The organism is Parabacteroides massiliensis (genome assembly GCF_900155425.1).
Lineage (GTDB): Bacteria > Bacteroidota > Bacteroidia > Bacteroidales > Tannerellaceae > Parabacteroides > Parabacteroides massiliensis.
Window position 1 is genome coordinate 1,586,843 of sequence record NZ_LT700189.1, and the last position, 20,673, is coordinate 1,607,515.

Here is a 20,673-nt window from a genome sequence, read left to right on the forward strand (position 1 = left end):
ACGTAAGTTTTTATGAAAAAAATAATATCTAAAATCCTTTTGGCCACCGTTTGTTCAAGTATGGTATTAATGTCATGCGATATCGAACGATTACCAAATGGAAGTATGGCTGCCGAAGACATTACTTCAGATCCACTAACAGCCTTAGACGGTCTATTAGGCGGTAGTTATGCCCAGTTGAAAACCTGGTCTGATCCTATGCATCGTTTAGGTGAATATTCTGGTGACAATATGATGATTCGCAAATATTCATCCGATGATTTCTTTTCATTCATTTCTTTTTCCCGTACGCCTGATAACGATCGTTTGCTGACTTTTTGGGATTATGGTTACAAAGCAGTAGCTCAAGCATCCAATATCATGAAAATGATCGAAGAAGGACAGAGTGAAGAGATAGATAGTAAGCTTGGCGAATGTTACTACATCCGTGGTATGATGTACTTCTATCTTGCCCGTGCATTCAGCCGACCTTATTATCAAGCTCCAGATAAAAACTTGGGTATACCTATTGTTAACGGGACTCCGGACGATATGAACAACGTTCAATTACCGGATCGATCGACAGTGGCAACAACCTACCAGCAGGCAATCGCCGACCTGAAGAAGGCGGAAAGTATGATTAATGTGAACAATGGGCCTATTTTTGCATCAGTAGGAGCAGCTCAGGCTATGTTGTCACGCGTTTATCTTTACATGAGCGGCACTTATTCAAACCCCAACACACAGTATGCAGATTCTGCCGCTTACTATGCTACACAGGTAATTAATTCCGGTGCTTATGAACTGCTTCCCCGCGAAGATTTCATGGCGTATAATACTTTTGTCCCTGAAAACAATCCGGAATCTATCTTTTGCATAAAACGTGTAGCTTCTGAGTTTTCGGGCTATGATCATTATTATGGTGTAGGTGGTATGTATGGTGTTATCGGCGGTATGGGTTGGGGCGAAATGTTTGCCAGTGCCAAATACATTGATTTGCTGAACGAAACCGGACGTAACGATTGGCGGCCGGATCACAAGAAGATTGTAGATGCCCGTGCCAACTTTATTGAGCCGCAATATGTAGCAGACAGTGATGGCAATTATACGAAAGTTTTCCGTTTCATAAATGACATCTATAATAACGGAACGCAAAGTGGTTATTATTACCAACAATTTAAGATGACTGGCGATAATACTTGTACCGATGGAACTGCGAGTTATACACTCACGCCTGATTCAGATCCGAATAGAGCAGCAGAAGAGTACTATACCATTCAATATAACGGTAAGACTTATACTGGTGTTGTCGATTATGAAATATCATTGAATAACGGACATCCGAAATTTTACATTGTAAAGTGTTCCCGCGAAGGAGAAGATTCCCATTTACATTCGCCTGTTATTTCCCGCTTAGGTGAAATTTATCTGAACCGTGCAGAAGCCAATGCAAAGTTAGGAAGATATGGTGAAGCATTGAACGATTTGAATACAATTCGCGAACGTTCTATTCCGGGAGAAGGCTATGCTTCTTTGGATGTAACAACTGCTCCTTCCTTAATTGATAAAGAACGCCAATTGGAATTAGCTTTTCAGGCAGAACGCAGTTATGACGTGTTCCGCAACGGAGGTACATTGACCCGACATTTCCCAGGTGCTCATAATGCAATGGAGGAGGTCACCGCTACAGATTTCCGGGTTACTTATTATATCCCGCAAAAGGCCATTGATGCATATCCTAATGGCAATACACTGACACAAAATCCATTGGATAATAGTGGAGTTATTTTAAATTAGTTACTTATTAGAGGGTATGTTGAGTTTCGACATACTCTCTAATCTATTTTTTATATTTACTTTAAATCAAACAGTTAAGATCATGAACAAATTACATTACATTTTTTTAAGCCTATTATTAGCTATGTCCGCTTGCGATAACTCTGAAATTGTAGACTCAGAACCCAAGCTAATGACTCGTTCAGCAGTTACAGATTTTTCTTATTTCAATAATATAGAACAAACCAAGTATGAAGGCGGATATAATTGGATTTCAGGAGATATCTATTGTGAAAGAGAAGCGACATATACATTTATATTAGCTTTTAATGCTACAGGAAATGTTAGTTGTGAAGCATCTATAGGTACTACTCCACTGATACGTCTCAATAATGAAAATGATTTCCAAACTATAACAAGAGTTCTTCAGCCGGGTATTAATCATTGTTACGTACGTTTATTCCTTACTGGGGAAAATCAACAAAGTTATGCAAGATTAGTTATAACTAAAATAAACGGTTCAGCAGAAAAGCAATATGTAGGTGATTCAGTAGATTTGGTAGCTTCCGGAAGCAGGTAATTGTATGATGATAGTGAAACAACTCCTGAACTTTGACTTTGTCCCATTTGTGGATAAATTCAGATTATGACGGGAAATGATTGTCATTCCGTAGGGGCAGGGCTCTGCTCTGCCCATTGACATTCGATAGGAGGATGTTGATTTTGCATGGGCGGAGTAGAACCCCGCCCCTACGGATCGCCATCATTTTATTACATATCAGGAATTCAGCATTTACGGTTCAAAACTGTCAAGACATGGGAACAACAGACATCTCTCCCTATTTCTTAAACACCAAATAGACCGCTGCTACCAAAAACACGAATGCCAGCGCATGGTTCCATTTAAATGACTCGCCTTTGAAAGCGATCGAACTGAAGCCGACAAAGACAACCAGCGTAATCACCTCCTGGATCACCTTCAACTGGATCAGGCTGAACGGGCCACCGTTATCCCGGAATCCCATCCGGTTTGCCGGAACCTGGAAACAATACTCGAAAAAGGCCAAAAACCAACTGAACAAGACAACACCGATCAACGGCAGATGCTCGAACCAACTGAACTGCTGCCTCATCTTCAGATGCCCGTACCAGGCACACGTCATAAAGATATTGGATACGACCAATAACAGAATAGTATAAAATCCTTGCATGAGATGATTTATGATTTATGGTTTATGATTTTCGGAAGATAATCCTCCTGAATATTCGACATACTACTCCAAAGACTATAGCGTGCCTCCGGATTGATCGCCTCCAGACGCGACAACACCTCCTTCATCTCCGAACGGCTGGAGCCGGATTCGTACGGGCAATTCTTGATTTGCTTCCGGTATCCCCGCCACGCAGCAATACGGATCAAATCTTTTTCCTCCACCAGGCACATAGGCCGGATAATCTCCATCTCGAACTTATTCATCTTCAAACGTGGTGGCATGGTTCCGATAGCTCCCTGGTGGATCATATTCATCAGAAGGGTTTCGAGAATATCATCCTGATGATGCCCGAGGGCAATTTTGTTGCAACCGTGCTGCTTCGCAATATCGAACATGGCTTTCCGCCGTGTCCACGAACAAAGGAAACAAGGGGATTTACGGGTGTCGGTCGATGCGTCGAAACTCGTCTCGTGTACGAAGAAAGGAAGCCCGTGCTCATCGGCCCGGCTTCTAAGATAATCGATATCCGAACGGTACGGGATATTAGACATCACAATATGTGTCACGACCACCTCAAACCGAGGCCGGAATATTTTGGAACGGCGTCCTAACAAATCTACCAACGCCAGGGAATCCTTTCCGCCAGACAGACCGACCAATATGCGGTCGCCATCCTCGATAAGGCCATATTCGAATATCGCCTTCTTAACCTTCTCTTCCACTTTGCGAAACAGGAGTTCCTCTTCTGTCAACTTTGCCATACTTCACTTATTAAGAATTAAAAATTAAGAATTAAAAAATAAGGGCTTTGATTCTTGATTTTAATTCCTATTTTTGTAATCGGACACAAAAGTAATGATTTATGATGAATTGGTTATCTGATAAACTGTTTTATACAATAGGAATTACGTTACTCTGTGGCGGGCTGCATGCACAAAGTCTGGCCGAAGCAAAGAAATTATACAATGAAGGTAAATATGCGGAGGCCAAGCCGGCCTTCGAAAAATTGGTCAAACAAGCACCAAGTAACTCTTCTTATAATCATTGGTATGGCGTTTGCTGCTATGAAACAGGCGATCTCGACGGGGCTGAAAAACATCTGAAAGTGGCCGTCAAGCGCAAAGTGCAAGACGCATACCGCTATATGGCCGAAGTCTACTACAAGACGTATCGCTTCGATGAAGCCGGCGAAACGCTGGAAGAATATATCGACCTGCTGACAAAAAAGAAACAGGATCCGCAAGCGTTCGAAGCCAAGCTCGACCTGGCAAACAACGCACAACGCATGATGGAAAAGGTTGAAAACGTCCAGATCATCGACAGCTTGGTCGTGGACAAAAATGATTTCCTTTCCGCTTATACTCTGAGCGAAGAAAGCGGCACACTCGATTCCTACAAAGATTTCTTCCAGACAAACGAGCCTGTGAACTCGACCGTATACAAGAACCAGAAAGGCGACAAGATTTATTATGCCCATTCGACAGACAACGGCCGCTACTGCCTCTTCACCCAATCCATGCTCATGGACGAATGGGGAGACGAGAAACAGTTGCCGATGAGTATCAACAGCAATGACGACAATAACTACCCGTTCGTGCTTTCCGACGGAGCTACGATCTATTATTCCTCCAAAGGGAACGGCTCGATAGGCGGTTATGACCTCTTCGTCACCCGCTACAATACCAACTCCGACACGTATCTGGCACCGGAACAATTAGGTATGCCGTTCAACTCGCCCTATAACGACTATATGATGGTCTTCGACGATGTGAAAGGATTGGGCTGGTTCGTTTCCGACCGTTTCCAGCCGGAAGGCAAAGCCTGCGTCTATCTCTTCATCCCAAACCCGGAACACAAACGGGTGGAAAGTGAAGACATCGAAGTGAAACGAGCCCGTGCCGCGATCACCTCCATCAGGGATTCCTGGAAGGAAGGAGCCGACTATGCCGACTTGATTCGTCTGTCCCATACAAAAATACCTTACGGGGAGGAAAAGATCGAGAAGGATTTCGAATTCATCATCGCGGATAATATCGTCTACTACAAGTGGGACGAGATCAACAGCCCTGAGGCAAAGAGCTACTACGAAAAAGCGGTCGCCCTGAACAAGCAGATCAAAGAGCTGAATGAAAAACTCGACGGCCTGCGTGCTTCCTACGCCAAAGGTAACAAGACCGGCAAAGAGCAATTGAAGCCGGCCATCCTGCAAGCAGAAGAACAACTGGACGCTTTGTTGGAACAGCCCGGAGAGCTGGAAAAGAAAGCTCGTAATGCAGAGATCAATTATCTGAAAAACAAACGATAAAACATAAGTATTTATGGTATTCGAAACGCTCATCATCACTTTCCTAATGGTTGTAGCCATCGCACTCATCCTGTTGGAAATATTTATGCTACCGGGCATCACGGTGGCCGGTGTCGGAGGATTCCTTTTTGCTGCCGGCGGCTTGTTCTATGCCTACTCGGTTAGCACACCGGTGGGAAATGTGACGTTGGCGGTATCATTGCTTGCATTCGCAGCCTCTTTCGCTTGGCTGTTGCGCTCAAAATCCTTCAACCGGGTGGCTTTGAAAACCGACATAGATTCAAAATTGGTGTCCAGCCGTGACTTGGGAATCGTGCCGGGCGACGAAGGGTTGACACTTTCGCGCCTCGCCCCTATCGGGAAAGCCCGTATTAACGGGATCACTGTGGAGGCCAAATCGGTAGACGAACTGATAGATGAAAACACTCCGGTCGAGGTGATACGCGTCGACGGTTATAATGTGGTTGTAAAAATTAAAAATTGAGAATTGAAGTATAAATCATAATTCATAAATCTACTCACATGGAAATGACCTTTGTGCCTCTTGCCCTTTTGGGAGCAGCGATATTGCTGCTGGTAATTTTCTTTTATTATGTGCCGTTCCTCCTGTGGATCTCGGCAAAAGTTTCGGGTGTCAACATCTCGCTGATACAGCTTTTCCTGATGCGTATCCGTAATGTGCCGCCTTATGTCATCACCCGCGCCATGATCGAAGCCCACAAAGCCGGTCTGAAAACATTGACCCGTGACGAACTGGAAGCGCACTATCTGGCAGGAGGACATGTCGAAAAGGTTGTCCATGCCCTTGTTTCCGCATCGAAAGCGAATATCGACCTTCCTTTCCAGATGGCAACCGCCATCGACCTGGCAGGACGAGACGTATTCGAAGCCGTACAGATGTCGGTCAACCCGAAAGTCATCGACACGCCTCCCGTTACGGCCGTAGCCAAGGATGGCATCCAGCTGATCGCCAAAGCACGCGTGACAGTCCGGGCCAATATCAAACAATTAGTCGGAGGAGCAGGCGAAGAGACGATTCTGGCCCGCGTTGGTGAAGGGATCGTTTCCTCCATCGGTTCGTCCGAAAATCATAAGACCGTACTGGAGAACCCAGACTCGATCTCCAAGCTCGTGCTCCGCAAGGGATTGGATGCCGGGACGGCTTTCGAAATCCTGTCTATCGACATTGCAGATATCGACATAGGCAAAAACATCGGCGCATTCCTCCAGATGGACCAAGCTCAGGCCGACAAGAATATCGCCCAGGCAAAAGCCGAAGAGCGCCGTGCCATGGCCGTTGCCGTCGAACAAGAAATGAAAGCCAAAGCACAGGAAGCCCGTGCGAAGGTTATCGAAGCCGAAGCCGAAGTGCCCAAAGCGATGGCCGAAGCTTTCCGCAGTGGCAATTTGGGCATCATGGACTATTATAAGATGAAGAACATCGAGGCAGACACCGGCATGCGCGAAGCAATCGCCAAACCGTCTAATGCGCCTTCGAAACCTTTAAAAGACTAACAAGGATTTCAGATTTATGATTTATGTGTTGATGATAAATCATAAATCTGAAATCATAAATCTAAAATCAAATGATCGCTCCTTCTGAACTTATTATCAACACCGACGGCAGTTGTTTTCACCTGCATCTGAAACCGGAACAGCTTGCCGACAAGATTATCATGGTCGGCGATCCCGATCGTGTAAACACTGTCGCCTCCTACTTCGATACGAAAGAATGCGAAGTGTCGAGTCGCGAATTTCACACCATCACAGGTTCTTATAAAGGAAAGCGAATCACGACGCTTTCGCACGGCATTGGAACCGACAATATCGACATCGTCCTGAACGAGCTGGACGCTCTGGCAAACATCGACTTTGCCACACGCACCATCAAGCCTGAATTCCGGCAACTGACAATGGTACGTGTCGGGACTTCAGGAGGATTACAACCGTTTGTTCCCGTCGGGACCTATGTGGCAGCAGGAAAATCAATCGGGTTCGACGGAGTCTTGTATTTCTATGCCGATTCCGAAAAGGTACGTGACAAGGTTTTCGAATCGGAACTCCTCAAACAATTGGAATGGAAGTTAAGCGGTATCCGGCCCTATGTCGTTTCCGCTGACCCTTCTTTAGTCGAACAAATCACAAAAGACGACATTATCCGGGGAGTAACGATTGCGGCCAACGGTTTCTACGGTCCGCAAGGCCGCCAACTCCGCCTGCCGCTTGCCGATCCGGAGTTGAATCGGAAAATAGAAGCATTCGACTTTAACGGTAGCCGGATTACCAACTTCGAAATGGAAAGTTCGTCCCTCGCCGGGCTGTCTGCCCTGATGGGACATCGCGCCATGACCGTGTGTTGCATCATTGCCGGCCGGGTGGCCAAAGACATGAACACCGAATACAAAGGTTCCATGACCGGCTTGATCGAAACGGTGTTGGACCGAATATAAAATAAAGCTATGCATTACGGTTGCTAACCCTATGCTTTAACCTGCGTAACCCATAGGGTTAGCAACCGTAACACATAGAGTTACAAAAAGCCCTGCCCTCTCAAGACTTTCAGCAACACGTCAGAGAAATATTCATTGTTGGCCTTCGTATAACGTACATCCGTAAATACCTGGGCCAATGTTTCCTTGCCGTTCTCCCGCACAAATTGTTTATTCACTTCCAGTTCTTCCTTATCGTGATACAACGCATCGATAGAGGCCGGCGTATAATCCGTATACACTTCTTGATGGACAACCGCTTCGAGTGGCAAGCGTTCCACCTGTTCGGGCATTCCGTCGGGATAACCGACCGTGACCGTCACGACGGGGACAACCAAACGGGGCAGCGACAATGCGTCGATAATCTTATCCGCATTATAGGTCGTTGTTCCCAGATAGCAGATTCCCAACCCCTTTTCTTCGGCCGCCGTACAGAAACTCTGGGCAAACAGCATCGCATCGATAGTCGAAGCGATAAAAGTCTGGAAATTGTCGAAGCCGGCCACGGCGTTGCGCTGCTCTGCCCATTTCACAAAACGATTGGCATCGGCACAGAAGGTGAGTACGACCGGAGCCGTCGTGATCATCGGCTGATTGAAATGGGCGGGAGCCAACTTTTCCTTATTCGCCTTATCACGGGTTACGACCACGCTATACAGCTGCATATTTCCCGTATTGGATGCACGGGTGGCAACCTCCAGCAATTCATTCAACAAGGCTTCAGGGATATCCTGAGTCGTATATTTACGGATCGTCCGTCTGCTTTTCATATTCTCCAGCATAACTTACATATTTAATTAACAATAAAATCTTTCAATAACAAAGGCCAAGCGCCCAAATAGGTATCTTGTTCCCGACACTCTTGGGCTGCCCGTGTATGGCGGCAAACGCATTTTCCACATTCTTGATGCGTTCATAGTCCATCAGCGGATCACCAATCACGAATGTGTATTTTCCATTCACACGATAATCTCCATTATGCAAAAGTTCTACCGTTCCGCAATTAGACATCTGATCGACGAAGAATGTTTCACCCCAATAGATCCGTTCCATCTCCCGGAAAAGACTTGCCAACAGATTCGTGTTTGCCAGAAAAGAACGATACGAACGAGCCAGCCCGCCCCCTTCTTTCCTGACTTGCAAAATGCGGAGCGCTCTTATTCCCTCCACATAGCCCAGCAATTTGTGTATTTGCACGTTATCCATCTCGTTTTTGGATATCAGAGTTTGCATGCGGGGAAATTCCGGAGCCTCTTTGGCAAGCAGAATCAGCAATTGCTTCATCTTCCTGGACACGGAGTTGCTCATATGGTGAACGGCAGGCAGGTCCACATCGACCGAATCCCGCACCAAATCCTGCAAACGGAAATTGAAGGCATCCGGATCTTCCCAATAGAAAGGATAGCACCCATGTTCCAGGTAATTCCGGAAAACGGGGACTACGTTTATCTCGTCCATCACCTGTTGCGTGATCTCCGCATGGTTAAGCAAAAGCTCGTCCAACGGGACCGGTTTGAGTTCCAGTGCCCCTTCATAGGACAAATATTCACGAAACGACATGGTATGCAACGTATACCAATTGCCTTTTCCACCGAAAGACAAATCCGGCATTTCACCTTCGGCCAGCAAAGGCGCAGTAAACACGACCTGCATATCGGGATAATCTTCGAGCAAACGCTCTATCGTCTGCATCCAGTTTCCATACCGATGGATATTATCCAGAAAAAGATGCCTTCCTCCTTTTTCATAGAATTGCTTGACAGTTTCGGACAACATCTGCCGTTCCTGAAACCAGATATTATCGAGTGGCAGATACAGAGCTTCATGAGAATCGCCATAAGCCGATTTGATATGTTGCAGCAAAAGCGTGGTTTTCCCCACTCCTTTCGCACCGAAAATGCCGATCAGCCTCTTGTCCCACTTGATCCGCCGGGATAAGTAACGTTGGAAACTCATATTTACCCCTTTAAGTAATTGCTCATGGTTTAACCGAAACATGTCCATAATTTAACTGATTTGACACAAAAATACGATATAAAAGCCAATCTGCAAAACCGGCAATTCATAGGAAGAACAGTTTTTTTCGTACCTTTGCCTGCATAAACCAATAAACAAATGGAAACGTCTAAAGTTTACTTCACCAATCTCCGGACAACCCCATCCAGCAACCTGTTGGACAAGATGGAACGTCTTGTAAAACGTGCGGGGTTAGCAAACATTGATTTCAAAGATCAATTTGTGGCAATCAAGATCCATTTCGGCGAACCGGGCAACTTGGCCTACATCCGTCCGAACTATGTGGCACGTTTGGCAACCATACTCCGCAACCTGGGAGCCAAACCCTTCCTGACGGATTGCAACACGCTCTATTCCGGCCGCCGCGCCAATGCAGTAGACCATTTGCAAAGCGCGATGGAAAACGGCTTCAATCCTATCTCTGCCAAATGCGATGTCATCATTGCCGACGGGTTGAAGGGTACGGAATGCCGTGAGATCGAAATCAACGGAGAATATTGCAAAGCTCCCAAAATCGGATCAGCCATAGCCGATGCCGACATCATCATCAGCATGACTCATTTCAAAGGACACGAACAGACCGGATTCGGCGGAGCATTGAAAAACCTGGGCATGGGATGTGCCAGTGTAGCCGGGAAGTTGGAATTGCACGGTGCTTCGCAACCTCGTGTAGACCGGGAACATTGCATCGGTTGCAACATCTGCGTAAAACACTGCCGGCACGACGCGATCCATCTGGATGAAAGCCGGAAAGCCGTGATCGATTATGACCATTGCGTAGGTTGCGGGCAATGTGTAGCCCTGTGCCAACATGATGAGGCTGTCCTGGCCTCTTGGGATACTTCCGAACGGTTGAATTGTAAGATTGCAGAATATACGCAAGCCGTCCTTGCGGACAAACCCCACTTCCACATCAGTTTCATCATGAACGTCTCTCCCGAATGTGATTGCTGGAACCACAACGATGCAGCAATTGTGCCAGACTTGGGTATCGCCGCCTCTTTCGATCCGGTCGCATTGGACAAGGCTTGTGCCGACATGGTGATCAAGGCACCGATCTTGGAGACAGGCAACCGCCTTTCCGATGCCCCGCACCACGAGCATCTGGAAGGTTGCGACAAATTCCACATCATGCACCCCGAAACAAACTGGAAAGCTGGGCTCGTACATGCCGAAAAGATCGGTATCGGAACACAAGAATATGAATTAATAACCGTATAAAATTGATTTTATAAATCGTAATGATCAATCAAGATACTATCTGCGCCGTATCAACCGCCCCCGGAGTCGGAGGAATTGCTGTCATCCGCGTTTCCGGACCGGAAGCAATCGCAATCTGCAACACGATATTCGTACCGCGTACAGCAGGAAAAGACCTGTTGTCACAGAAAGCCTATACACTGCGTTACGGTAGTATCAGGCGTGGTGAAGAACTCATTGATGAGGTGCTGGTCGCTCTTTTCCGCGCACCTCATTCCTTTACCGGCGAAGACACGGTAGAGATCACCTGCCACGGTTCCGTCTACATCCAGCAACAGATCATGCAACTTTTGATTGAAAGCGGTTGCCGCTCCGCCCTCCCCGGCGAATATACGCAACGCGCCTTCATGAACGGCAAGATGGACCTGAGCCAAGCCGAGGCAGTCGCCGACTTGATTGCCTCGACCTCGGCCGGCCAACACCGCCTGGCTTTAAACCAGATGCGCGGTGGTTTCAGCCATGAGTTAAAGAACTTGCGCGAGCAACTTTTGCATATCACCTCTTTGATGGAACTGGAACTGGATTTCAGTGACCACGAGGAACTGGAGTTTGCCGACCGTAGCGAACTCAGTACATTGGCGGCCCATATCGAAACAGTCATATCGCGCCTGGCCAACTCTTTCAGTGTAGGAAACGCGATCAAGAATGGTATTCCGGTAGCGATCATCGGTGAAACGAACGCCGGAAAATCAACCCTGCTGAACGTCCTGCTGAACGAGGACAAAGCGATTGTCAGCGATATCCACGGTACGACCCGTGACGTCATCGAAGACACGGTCAATATCGGAGGGATCACATTCCGTTTCATCGACACCGCCGGCATCCGCGAAACACATGACGCAATCGAAAGTATCGGTATCGAACGAACCTTCCAGAAACTCGACCAGGCAGACATTGTCCTCTGGATGATAGATGCCGTCGATGCCGACCAGCAGATAGCCCAATTATCCGAAAAGATACTGCCCCGCTCGGAAGGAAAGCAGCTAATCCTCGTTTTCAACAAAGCCGACCTGCTCGCCGACAACCGGTTTAAACCGGCCGGCCTTCCCGATAACGTGCAATCGATCTTCATCTCGGCAAAGAAAAGAGAGCATATCGACGAGTTGCAGGACCTCCTGATCCAAGCCGCCCATATCCCCTCTTTGTCCTCAAACGATATCATCGTCACCAACATCCGCCACTACGAAGCTCTGACCCACGCCCTCGAATCCATCCACCGTGTCCAAGAAGGCTTATCCGCCAACCTCTCCGGAGATTTCATCTCCCAAGACCTAAGAGAATGCATCTTCCACCTCTCCGACATAATCGGCGAAGTCACCACAGACCAGGTGTTGGGAAACATATTTGAGAGGTTTTGCATCGGTAAATGATATATCGCAATTAACCGCAACGAATTAGAATCAACTATAATGAAGTCGCTGAAATTCAGCGGCTTTTTTATTTACCCCAAATCCAGTTCATAGCGATTGGATAGTGTTGTTCACCATATTTTTCTACCGTATTTCTACCGCGAAACAAATTGGGATTTGTCCCCGATGTCACACTGACGCATTTGTTGTCGTGTGTTGACAATGGTTTACGTGTGTTGACAAAAAAGAGGAGAAATAAAGAGATATACCTCAATTAAAAATAGAAAAATATGGAAGTAAGAAAGATTTGCCAATGGTGTGGAAAACCATTCATTGCGAAGAAAACAACGACTTGCTATTGCAGTCACCAGTGCTCCAATCTCGGCTACAAGGAACGTATTCGAGAACGTAAACGCCAACTGAAAAAGATGCAGGAACTGCTGGAGCCCAAACAGGCAGCAGAAGGACAAGACTTCTTCTCTTTTGCACAAGCGGCACAGTTAATGGGTGTAACTCGCCAATATGTTTATAAATTGGTGAAGGAATCCAAGCTAAAAGCTTCACGAATCAGTGGGAAGAAATCTCTCATTCGGCGTGCGGATATTGAGCTAATGTTAAAGACAAAGCCTTATGAACGTATAGTTCCAAAGGACGAATTTGACATGAGCGAGTATTATACTGCCGAGCAAATTGCCGAGAAATATAAGGTCAACACAAAATGGGTATGGACTTACACAAGAGAACATGATATTCCCAAAGTCAGAATCCGTCAATTCAATTATTACAGCAAGAAACATATTGATGCTGTCTTTGCCAAATACAAGACAGATAATGATCTGACCGAATGGTACACTCCCGAAGAGATAGAACAAAAGTATGGGATGAGTCGGGTCGCTATCCGTTCTCATGTCTATCGAAACAATATCCCCTCAAAGAAAGAACATGGTCAGATATTCTATTCCAAACTGCACTTTGATCTATCGAAGAAAACAACAGAAGATGATTCATCGGAATACTATACCGTACAGGAAGCCATGAAGAAATATAGTCTTTCCAGAGATTCTGTTTATGGAGTTTTACAATTCCACGAAATCAAACGTGAGAAGAAAGGTCGTTTCGTGAGATTCCTGAAAGTGGAATTTGACCATGTAATGGGAGCCCGAAAATAAGACTAATCCTGAATTTATGCAGACCAGAAAATGATTCTAAAAATGAGCATTGTCTGTGTCAAGCCATTACGGACATTTGTAGCAAATAAGTATAAACCAATAATAATTGTAACTATGTTAGAATGTAAAACAGTAACATTGAGAACACGTCCTTTGAAACATGGGATGCTGTCTTTCTATCTGGATTATTATCCGGGGTATCGTGACCAGGAAACAATGAAAACCATCCGTCACGAAGGATTGAACATTTATATTTATGCCAATCCTAAGAATGAACGTGAACGCAACTTCAATGCAATTATGTCGGAAAAGGCGGAAGCCATCCGATGCCGACGCTTTGAATCTATCGTTAATGACAGGTATGATTTCTTTGACAGACACAAACTCAAAGCGGATTTTCTGGAATACTACCGCAAGCAGCTTCGCAAGCATGACCAAAAGTGGGAATTTGTGTACCACCATTTCTACAACTTCGTTCATGGCAAATGTACTTTTGAAGAAATTGATATTGACCTTTGTAATAAGTTTCGTGAGTATCTGCTAAATGCCAAGCAACTCAGGCGTGACGGTCGCATTTCAAAGAACTCTGCTTCCGGCTATTGGTCAACATTCAGGGGACTTTTGAAAATCCTTTATCGCAATCGGCTAATCAAGACCAATATCAATGACTTTTTGGATAAAATCGAAACAGAAGATACTCCAAAAGAGTATCTAAGTGTGGAAGAACTATACAAATTGGCAGAAACACCTTGCAAAAAGCCGATTCTGAAGACAGCATCATTGTTCTCATGTCTGACCAGTCTCATAATCAGCGATATACTATCGTTACAATGGCATGAGATCGTTGACTTTGCAGCTGGAGGAAAATGTGTCCATACAATTACCCAAAAGACCAAAACGGAGGACATCATTCCTATCAGTGACGAAGCCCTGCAATTGATTGGCTATTCTCCAGAAAAAACCGGATTAGTATTTAAAGGATTGAAACGAAGTTGGACACAGCAACCTATGAAAGAATGGATTCGCGAAGCTGGTATTACCAAGAATATCACTTTCCACTCCTACCGAAGAACATATGCAACACTTCAAGGAGCAGCCGGCACAGACATACGTACCATTCAAAGTAATATGGCACATAAAAGTATCACCACGACACAACGGTACATGAAAGTTGTGGACAGTAACAAGCGTGAAGCCAGCAACAGCATCTCTTTAATCCGCAAGTAAGAGTTAAGGTTCAAATAATCCCGTTTTTATTGCTCAGAGTATGATATTTTGCTCTAAATCATACTCTGAGCATATTTTTTCTTAAATCCTGAACGATTATCCATTACAAACAGCAACTATTTGGAAATCTACATATACATTTGTCTTATTGTAAAACTCAAACAGTATCAGTTTATGACGAATAGTATTAAAATCTCTCCTCAAAGAACCAGTTTCATACTTTCAGTAAGTGTCATCCTTTACTGGGCAACAGACTCCTATTTATATCTTAATTGCCATATCGACATGATGGAATATTCCACTCCAGTTATTCTATATATTACGGCAATGATACTCGCCTGTGGAGTACTTAAGCTTTTCTTCTTCCGATTCATAACAAAGAATGAATTGAGTTTGTCTTTTGGCAAGCAAGTAAAACCTTTCCATATTGAACGGACAGAACAGATTAAGGAGATTGAATCCACATATTCTGAGGGCTGGGAGATAAATTTGGAAAAGCCAGTTGTAGAAAACTGTGTAAAACACGACTATATGGATAATTATGAAATGCGTGTCGCCGAAATTGAACGTAAAAAATCCGAAAGACAGGCAGACATTAAACGTGTCATTCATGAATACACCACCTTTGTAATGACTGAATTTCTCTCAAAAGAAAATCTTGAAATTCTGCATGAAAACATAGAGTATTTCGCACACGGACAATCTGAATTATACAAGCCAATCCGTTCAAGATCAGATAATCCCCTCCGCTCTATCGACCTGATGCACTTTGTGTGGAACATTGGAGAGAGATTGAACATTTCCCTTATAGACAGAGCTATATTCATACATACGATGTTCACACATGAACTGAAAGATGCTTCGATTAAATATTTGGCTAAAAATCTTCGGACAAGCGGAGTTTGCAAAATAGCACTTGATATTCCTAAAACCGGAGATTATCACTTCAGATGTATGAAGAACGACCCTGAATCGGACTTAGATTCAATCAATTAGAGTTATTCAACGCAGACCGAAATATTATTGCTTTCTGAGGTTTGTCAGCATTACATCATTGTATTGGTTTGCAGCATGTTTAACAAAAACAATGTTATATCATGCAAAGAAACAAATTAACCTTCAATGACCTACCGGAAGTGGTAGGCGAACTCTGCGAGAGAATCTCAAGTATGGAAAATCTGCTGACAGAAAAACTTCATCAGCAGCATAACGAGGTAAAAAAGGATACCCATGTTCCAATGACAGTTGATGAAGTCTGCGGATATTTAGGTATCTCGAAATCATCCTTTTATTACAAAGCCAAACATGGAGGTATTCCAATCATTAAACAAGGCAAGCACCTGTTTGTCTATCGTGATGAATTGGACAAATGGTTGGAAAGCGGAAGAAAAGGAGAAACGCCTATAAGCATAGAGGAAGAACACGCTCGAATGCTTGCAACTACACGTCGCAAAGCCAACCCTAAAAGCTGGTGAGTATGGAAACGGTAGCACCCATCGAAGATCCTACTCAGGTCGCTACAAGATGGCAAGATACAATGCTCAGCTTGGAAAAGGAATACGAACAGGAGCCGGAAGTTCTGAAAATAGGCGAAGTGGCTATCGGGACATTGGGAAATTTCAGTGCATCTATAGGCAAGGCTAAAAGCAAAAAGACTTTCAATGTGTCGGCTATGGTGGCAGCAGCTTTGTCCGGAAAGGAAGTCCTTAACTACACAACGGATTTTCCCGATGGAAAGAACCGCATCCTTTACATTGATACAGAGCAAAGTCAAAACCATTGTATGATTGTAATGCATCGTATCATGAAACTGGTAGAGTTGCCGGCTAATGAAGATTGCGACCGTTTCTATTTTCTCGCTCTACGCAAGTTCAACCCCAAGGAGCGTTTGGCTATCATAGATGATGCAATCAGTCAGATTGAGGGTCTCGGTTTCGTGGTGATTGACGGAATCCGCGACTTGGTTTATGACATTAATTCTCCGAGCGAAGCCACGTGCGTAATCTCCAAACTCATGCAGTGGACTGACGAATACCAGATTCATCTTCACACCATCCTTCATCAGAACAAAAGCGATGAAAATGCCCGTGGACACATTGGCACGGAAATCAACAACAAGGCTGAGACTGTCATCCAAATCGAAAAAGACAAGGACGACAACAACATCAGCAAAGTGGAAAGTGTGCATACCCGTTCCAAAGACTTTCTGCCATTCGCCTTCTGCATCAATGACCAATCACTTCCCGAACTTCTGCCGGACTATGTGCCGACCAAGAAAAGCGCAGGTCGTCCCAAACAGGAACCCTTCTCCCCTTATAGGGACATCCACGAAACAATCCATCGCAAGGCTCTCGAACTGGCTTTTGAGGGAAGAGAAACTATTTCGGGATATAAGGCTTTGGAAGAAGAACTGACCACTGCCTACGAACTGGCAGGAACGAAATTTAATCACAACAAGATTGTGAAGATAATTAAGTTTCTCACGAACAAACGGATGGTGGTTCAGGAAAGCCGTGGCATTTATCGGTTCATGCCGGATTACCATTATTGACTCTCCACTTGACTTTATTCTAAAAGTGTCCATTCGTATATAAGTCAAAGTCTAAGTGCAACGACTGGTTTCATGATAAATCACGAAATCGGTCGTTGCCGTTTTAATTGCCAATGGTATTGTGGCTAATTCTCTTTGGATTGGTTGTGGCAATCCGTTTGGAATAATTGTACATCTTTTGCCATTTGCGGATATTCATGCCTGTACTATTGGGGTTATGACAAAACAACAATCTTCATATTGGCATATCAAATAACACATTACTAGCTAAATAATTTCTACTTTCACTGTTTTTCAATATTAGCACCTGTTATATTTCGGCAAATCTGCTGGAACAATCTTTATCCAAGCATCGGCAAATGGCATTCAAAATGCCAAAGTGATTTCAATCCTTTGTTCACTTTCTCTGTGGGCAGAATGTTCAGATACAATTTGAAGTTCTGAATCGGCACTACTGTAACACCAAATGTGACATTAATGCCATTTAAGTTGCCATATAAATACACATTTATACGACAATTATTCTCTTTTAATCGTCTTTGACAGTCAATCAAAGCCATAAATATCAAACATTTTACTTCAAAGCACGTCTTTTTTAAGCCACGGGCTTGCCCGTTGTACAGACATTATCTTGTATGGGGAGCTAAATTCCCCTTTTAGATAAAAACAACTGAAAAATAAATGAAAAGAAATGAATCAAAAGAAAGGTAATATCCATTATATCAATGCTTTTACAATTTTAGCCCGTTTCACTAATATTTCATAAATCTCATTATTGTGACATTATTTGTGACATTATTTTCAGGGAATTTTGCTACCTTTGCACCAAACTTCATAACATAGCAGTATGGCAAAAGCAACATTATCCCTTGCCAAGAAAGAAAATAAGCAAGGCGAACATCACATTTTGGTACGAATGGACATAACCCGTACCAACAGACCGCAGTTCAAGTCTCCTGTTACCGTAAAGGAGGAAGAATTTGTGGATGGTGGAATCTCTATCCCTAAAAGAGGCAAGCTGAATGCCACTTATAGGGAAAGCCTTATGAAGAAGAAAACGGATATAGAGGCTTTCGTTGCTTCACTTAATGCCATCATTATGTCACTACCTGAAGAAGCACTTACCCGTAAGGACATTCTTGAAGTCTATGAAATGGTGAAGACCGTCAATCCCTCAGAAATCAGTCGGACGACAATAATTTCCAAAAAGAGGGAACAGACAGAAGCAAATGCCGAACTGGTCAAGAAACTACAGGATGCACGCAGACCAAGCCTTCTGGAATTTGTTCAAAGGAGAATTGAGGGAATGGAAAACGGAAGCATCAAGCGTAAGGGCAACAACTACTCAAAAGGAACACTCCATACCTATAAAGGCTTCGCTGTGATACTTGAAAGTTTCTGCAAAGAACATCCGTTTGAGTGGAATGACATCAACGAACGCATGATAGACGAGTTCGTGCTTTACATGGAAAGATACGGCTACATGAAGAAGACCATCAACAAGAACCTTGCCGTATTCTCTGCCATGCTCAACGTTGCATTCAAGGAAGGGTACAAGTTCAAGGCTTCCATTCTTGAACATTTCCCGAAGTTGCAGGTAAACAAGGAAGACATGGTAGTGGAAATATATCTTACCAACGAAGAGCTTCAAGCCCTATATGATATGGAACTTGAAGGAGAGGACGACCGTGTGCGTGATGTCTTCCTTGTAGGTTGTTATACCAGCCAACGTTTCTCGGATTATTCCCGTATATCGGCAAAGAACGTTACTTTTCACGATGGTGTGGGCATCATTACGCTTGTCCAGCAGAAAACCAATACAGAAGTAACCATTCCTATTCTCAATGATAACCTGCTCCGTATATTCGAGAAGTACAACTACAACCTTCCGAACATACAGAACCAACGCCTTAACAATAAAATAAAGGAGATATTGGAAACCCTTGCGGAAACGATGCCTAGTTTGAAGCATGAACTTCCCACCAAGTTGACCCTTGACCATCAGAAAAAGGAGCAACAGAACAAGGAAACTTACAAACGCAACAGTCAGGGCGAAGCACTCATACCCCGTTATAAGCTTGCCACGACTCATACGGCAAGACGTACCGGAATCACACTGATGTATCTTGAAAAGATTCTTGACACTTATGAAATGATGTCTATCAGTGGACACAAGACTGAAAGTGTCTTCAATGACTATATCAAGATTAGCGGTATTGAGCTTGCCACCAACATAGCCAAGAAAGTGGCGAAAGCCAGGAAAGAGTCGGAGGTAAAATCACTACTTTTGCAACAGTTTGAATCCATGACAGCCGAGCAGCTTGCTAATCTGCTTGAACTTAGCAAGAATGGTGTAACCATATAAACAGGAACTTATGAAAGAGAGCATTGAAGACATTACAGCTGACATTGAATTCCAGTACGGCAAGAGCAATACGGAGAAAAACATCGAGTACATTCTATTCCTTTATAACGAACGCTTCAAAGATGGTGTGCTTGACGACAATATTCCTGTGCCATCCAATGAGGCAGCAGCCAAGACCATCCTTCTTATACTTGACAGACCCGAATTGCCATGGGAAACCATTTGCAAAAAAAGACGGGTGAAGAACGTCATGGAATATCTTTTCATACGTGCGACAGGTCATTATGAAGAAGTGCATGATTTTGTCAGCGGATTGCTACGTCATTACATTAAAGGTGTAACACCACAGATGGTACTGACATTTATGAATATCTGGAAGCATGTGGTGTTCCAACAGAGACCTTCCACTTTTACGGATGAAATATTATACCCAGAACATTCGGAGAAGATACTTGACACGCTCCACTTCCTGCTTAACGGTGAAGTTGGTAGAGGTGCTGCACTTGTCATGGTATGTGCCAGGGATGAAGGGCTGGTAAGGAACATCGCTCATGCCAAAGTCAGTACCGAGTTCAGCCATGTATCAAAGACCGCTTATAACAATTATCTCCATGAACGGTTTACCGACAAGGAAAAGAACCGTATCATCAGTGCGCTGAGGACTCGGATAGGCTACACTAAGGAAGATGACGGTCGTCTTTCTTTTTTGGCAGGCAAATTCACTCGCAAAAGTATACTCATACAATGGTGGCGACTGATAAAGTCATTCATGAGTTAGTCCTCTTTCTACATATAACAAAATCGGCCCATGCTTGATGTTACGTCAAGTGTGGGCTTTTGCATTATTTACACCTTGCATTTTCTGCACTTTTGCACTTTGTTGTCTAAGGTTGTTATTTCGTTAAATGTTTTAACAGAAATGTCTTCCGATGGTCGGCAAGTAATGACAATCCAAGATATTTCAGCTTCATTT

Annotated in this window: 19 protein-coding genes; 15 read left to right on the top strand and 4 right to left on the bottom strand. The window is 44.3% G+C overall.

Annotation, left to right across the window (positions count from 1 at the left end):
- Nucleotides 1-12: 12 nt before the first annotated feature.
- Complete coding sequence (locus BQ9893_RS06695) at nucleotides 13-1,776, top strand: RagB/SusD family nutrient uptake outer membrane protein (RefSeq protein WP_075965291.1); 1,764 nt, start codon at nucleotides 13-15, stop codon at nucleotides 1,774-1,776.
- Nucleotides 1,777-1,858: 82 nt separating this feature from the next.
- Complete coding sequence (locus tag BQ9893_RS06700) at nucleotides 1,859-2,335, top strand: hypothetical protein (protein ID WP_075965292.1); 477 nt, start codon at nucleotides 1,859-1,861, stop codon at nucleotides 2,333-2,335.
- 259 nt (nucleotides 2,336-2,594) lie between these two features.
- Here BQ9893_RS06700 and BQ9893_RS06705 read toward each other — a convergent pair whose 3' ends face one another.
- Together BQ9893_RS06705 and BQ9893_RS06710 are read right to left on the bottom strand one after the other, a co-directional pair.
- The gene (locus tag BQ9893_RS06705; RefSeq protein WP_075965293.1) at nucleotides 2,595-2,966 is read right to left on the bottom strand and encodes a DMT family protein; all 372 of its coding nucleotides are present in this window, start codon (nucleotides 2,964-2,966) and stop codon (nucleotides 2,595-2,597) included.
- A gap of 8 nt (nucleotides 2,967-2,974) precedes the next feature.
- The gene (locus BQ9893_RS06710; RefSeq protein ID WP_075965294.1) at nucleotides 2,975-3,730 is read right to left on the bottom strand and encodes a tRNA 2-thiocytidine biosynthesis TtcA family protein; all 756 of its coding nucleotides are present in this window, start codon (nucleotides 3,728-3,730) and stop codon (nucleotides 2,975-2,977) included.
- A gap of 104 nt (nucleotides 3,731-3,834) precedes the next feature.
- Here BQ9893_RS06710 and BQ9893_RS06715 point away from each other — a divergent pair, with 104 nt between their 5' ends.
- From BQ9893_RS06715 to BQ9893_RS06730, 4 genes are all read left to right on the top strand, one after another.
- Nucleotides 3,835-5,274, top strand: a complete 1,440-nt coding sequence (locus BQ9893_RS06715) for a tetratricopeptide repeat protein (RefSeq protein ID WP_075965450.1) — start codon at nucleotides 3,835-3,837, stop codon at nucleotides 5,272-5,274.
- Between the two features lie 13 nt (nucleotides 5,275-5,287).
- Nucleotides 5,288-5,758 carry an NfeD family protein gene (locus tag BQ9893_RS06720; protein WP_075965295.1) on the top strand — a complete coding sequence of 157 codons (471 nt, stop codon included), beginning with the start codon at nucleotides 5,288-5,290 and terminating at the stop codon, nucleotides 5,756-5,758.
- A 38-nt stretch (nucleotides 5,759-5,796) separates the two neighbouring features.
- Complete coding sequence (gene floA / locus BQ9893_RS06725) at nucleotides 5,797-6,789, top strand: flotillin-like protein FloA (protein WP_075965296.1); 993 nt, start codon at nucleotides 5,797-5,799, stop codon at nucleotides 6,787-6,789.
- A gap of 71 nt (nucleotides 6,790-6,860) precedes the next feature.
- Nucleotides 6,861-7,724, top strand: a complete 864-nt coding sequence (locus BQ9893_RS06730) for a nucleoside phosphorylase (protein ID WP_075965297.1) — start codon at nucleotides 6,861-6,863, stop codon at nucleotides 7,722-7,724.
- An 80-nt stretch (nucleotides 7,725-7,804) separates the two neighbouring features.
- On the opposite strand, the gene BQ9893_RS06735 is transcribed toward BQ9893_RS06730, so the two are convergent.
- Nucleotides 7,805-8,545 carry a nitroreductase family protein gene (locus BQ9893_RS06735; protein WP_075965298.1) on the bottom strand — a complete coding sequence of 247 codons (741 nt, stop codon included), beginning with the start codon at nucleotides 8,543-8,545 and terminating at the stop codon, nucleotides 7,805-7,807.
- Nucleotides 8,546-8,576: 31 nt separating this feature from the next.
- Nucleotides 8,577-9,719, bottom strand: a complete 1,143-nt coding sequence (locus tag BQ9893_RS06740; protein WP_244155071.1) for an ATP-binding protein — start codon at nucleotides 9,717-9,719, stop codon at nucleotides 8,577-8,579.
- Nucleotides 9,720-9,878: 159 nt separating this feature from the next.
- On the opposite strand from BQ9893_RS06740, the gene BQ9893_RS06745 reads away from it, so the two are divergent.
- From BQ9893_RS06745 to BQ9893_RS06790, 9 genes are all read left to right on the top strand, one after another.
- Nucleotides 9,879-11,000 (top strand): DUF362 domain-containing protein, encoded by a 1,122-nt coding sequence (locus BQ9893_RS06745; RefSeq protein ID WP_075965300.1) that lies wholly within the window; start codon nucleotides 9,879-9,881, stop codon nucleotides 10,998-11,000.
- Between the two features lie 23 nt (nucleotides 11,001-11,023).
- Nucleotides 11,024-12,409 (top strand): tRNA uridine-5-carboxymethylaminomethyl(34) synthesis GTPase MnmE, encoded by a 1,386-nt coding sequence (gene mnmE, locus BQ9893_RS06750; RefSeq protein ID WP_208610804.1) that lies wholly within the window; start codon nucleotides 11,024-11,026, stop codon nucleotides 12,407-12,409.
- Nucleotides 12,410-12,678: 269 nt separating this feature from the next.
- Entirely contained in the window at nucleotides 12,679-13,557 is an 879-nt protein-coding gene (locus BQ9893_RS06755; protein WP_075965302.1) for a helix-turn-helix domain-containing protein, read from the top strand.
- Between the two features lie 114 nt (nucleotides 13,558-13,671).
- Nucleotides 13,672-14,784, top strand: coding sequence for a tyrosine-type recombinase/integrase (locus BQ9893_RS06760; protein WP_075965303.1), 1,113 nt, complete (start codon nucleotides 13,672-13,674; stop codon nucleotides 14,782-14,784).
- Nucleotides 14,785-14,958: 174 nt separating this feature from the next.
- Nucleotides 14,959-15,780, top strand: a complete 822-nt coding sequence (locus BQ9893_RS06765) for a hypothetical protein (RefSeq protein WP_075965451.1) — start codon at nucleotides 14,959-14,961, stop codon at nucleotides 15,778-15,780.
- Between the two features lie 101 nt (nucleotides 15,781-15,881).
- Entirely contained in the window at nucleotides 15,882-16,259 is a 378-nt protein-coding gene (locus tag BQ9893_RS06770) for a helix-turn-helix domain-containing protein (RefSeq protein ID WP_075965304.1), read from the top strand.
- Between the two features lie 2 nt (nucleotides 16,260-16,261).
- A complete protein-coding gene (locus tag BQ9893_RS06775) occupies nucleotides 16,262-17,335 on the top strand; it encodes an AAA family ATPase (protein WP_075965305.1) in 1,074 nt (357 codons plus the stop codon).
- 847 nt (nucleotides 17,336-18,182) lie between these two features.
- On the top strand, nucleotides 18,183-19,700 hold the full coding sequence (locus BQ9893_RS06785) for a phage integrase SAM-like domain-containing protein (protein WP_075965307.1): 1,518 nt from the start codon (nucleotides 18,183-18,185) through the stop codon (nucleotides 19,698-19,700).
- A 10-nt stretch (nucleotides 19,701-19,710) separates the two neighbouring features.
- On the top strand, nucleotides 19,711-20,478 hold the full coding sequence (locus tag BQ9893_RS06790; RefSeq protein WP_075965308.1) for a hypothetical protein: 768 nt from the start codon (nucleotides 19,711-19,713) through the stop codon (nucleotides 20,476-20,478).
- The last annotated feature ends 195 nt before the right edge of the window (nucleotides 20,479-20,673 follow it).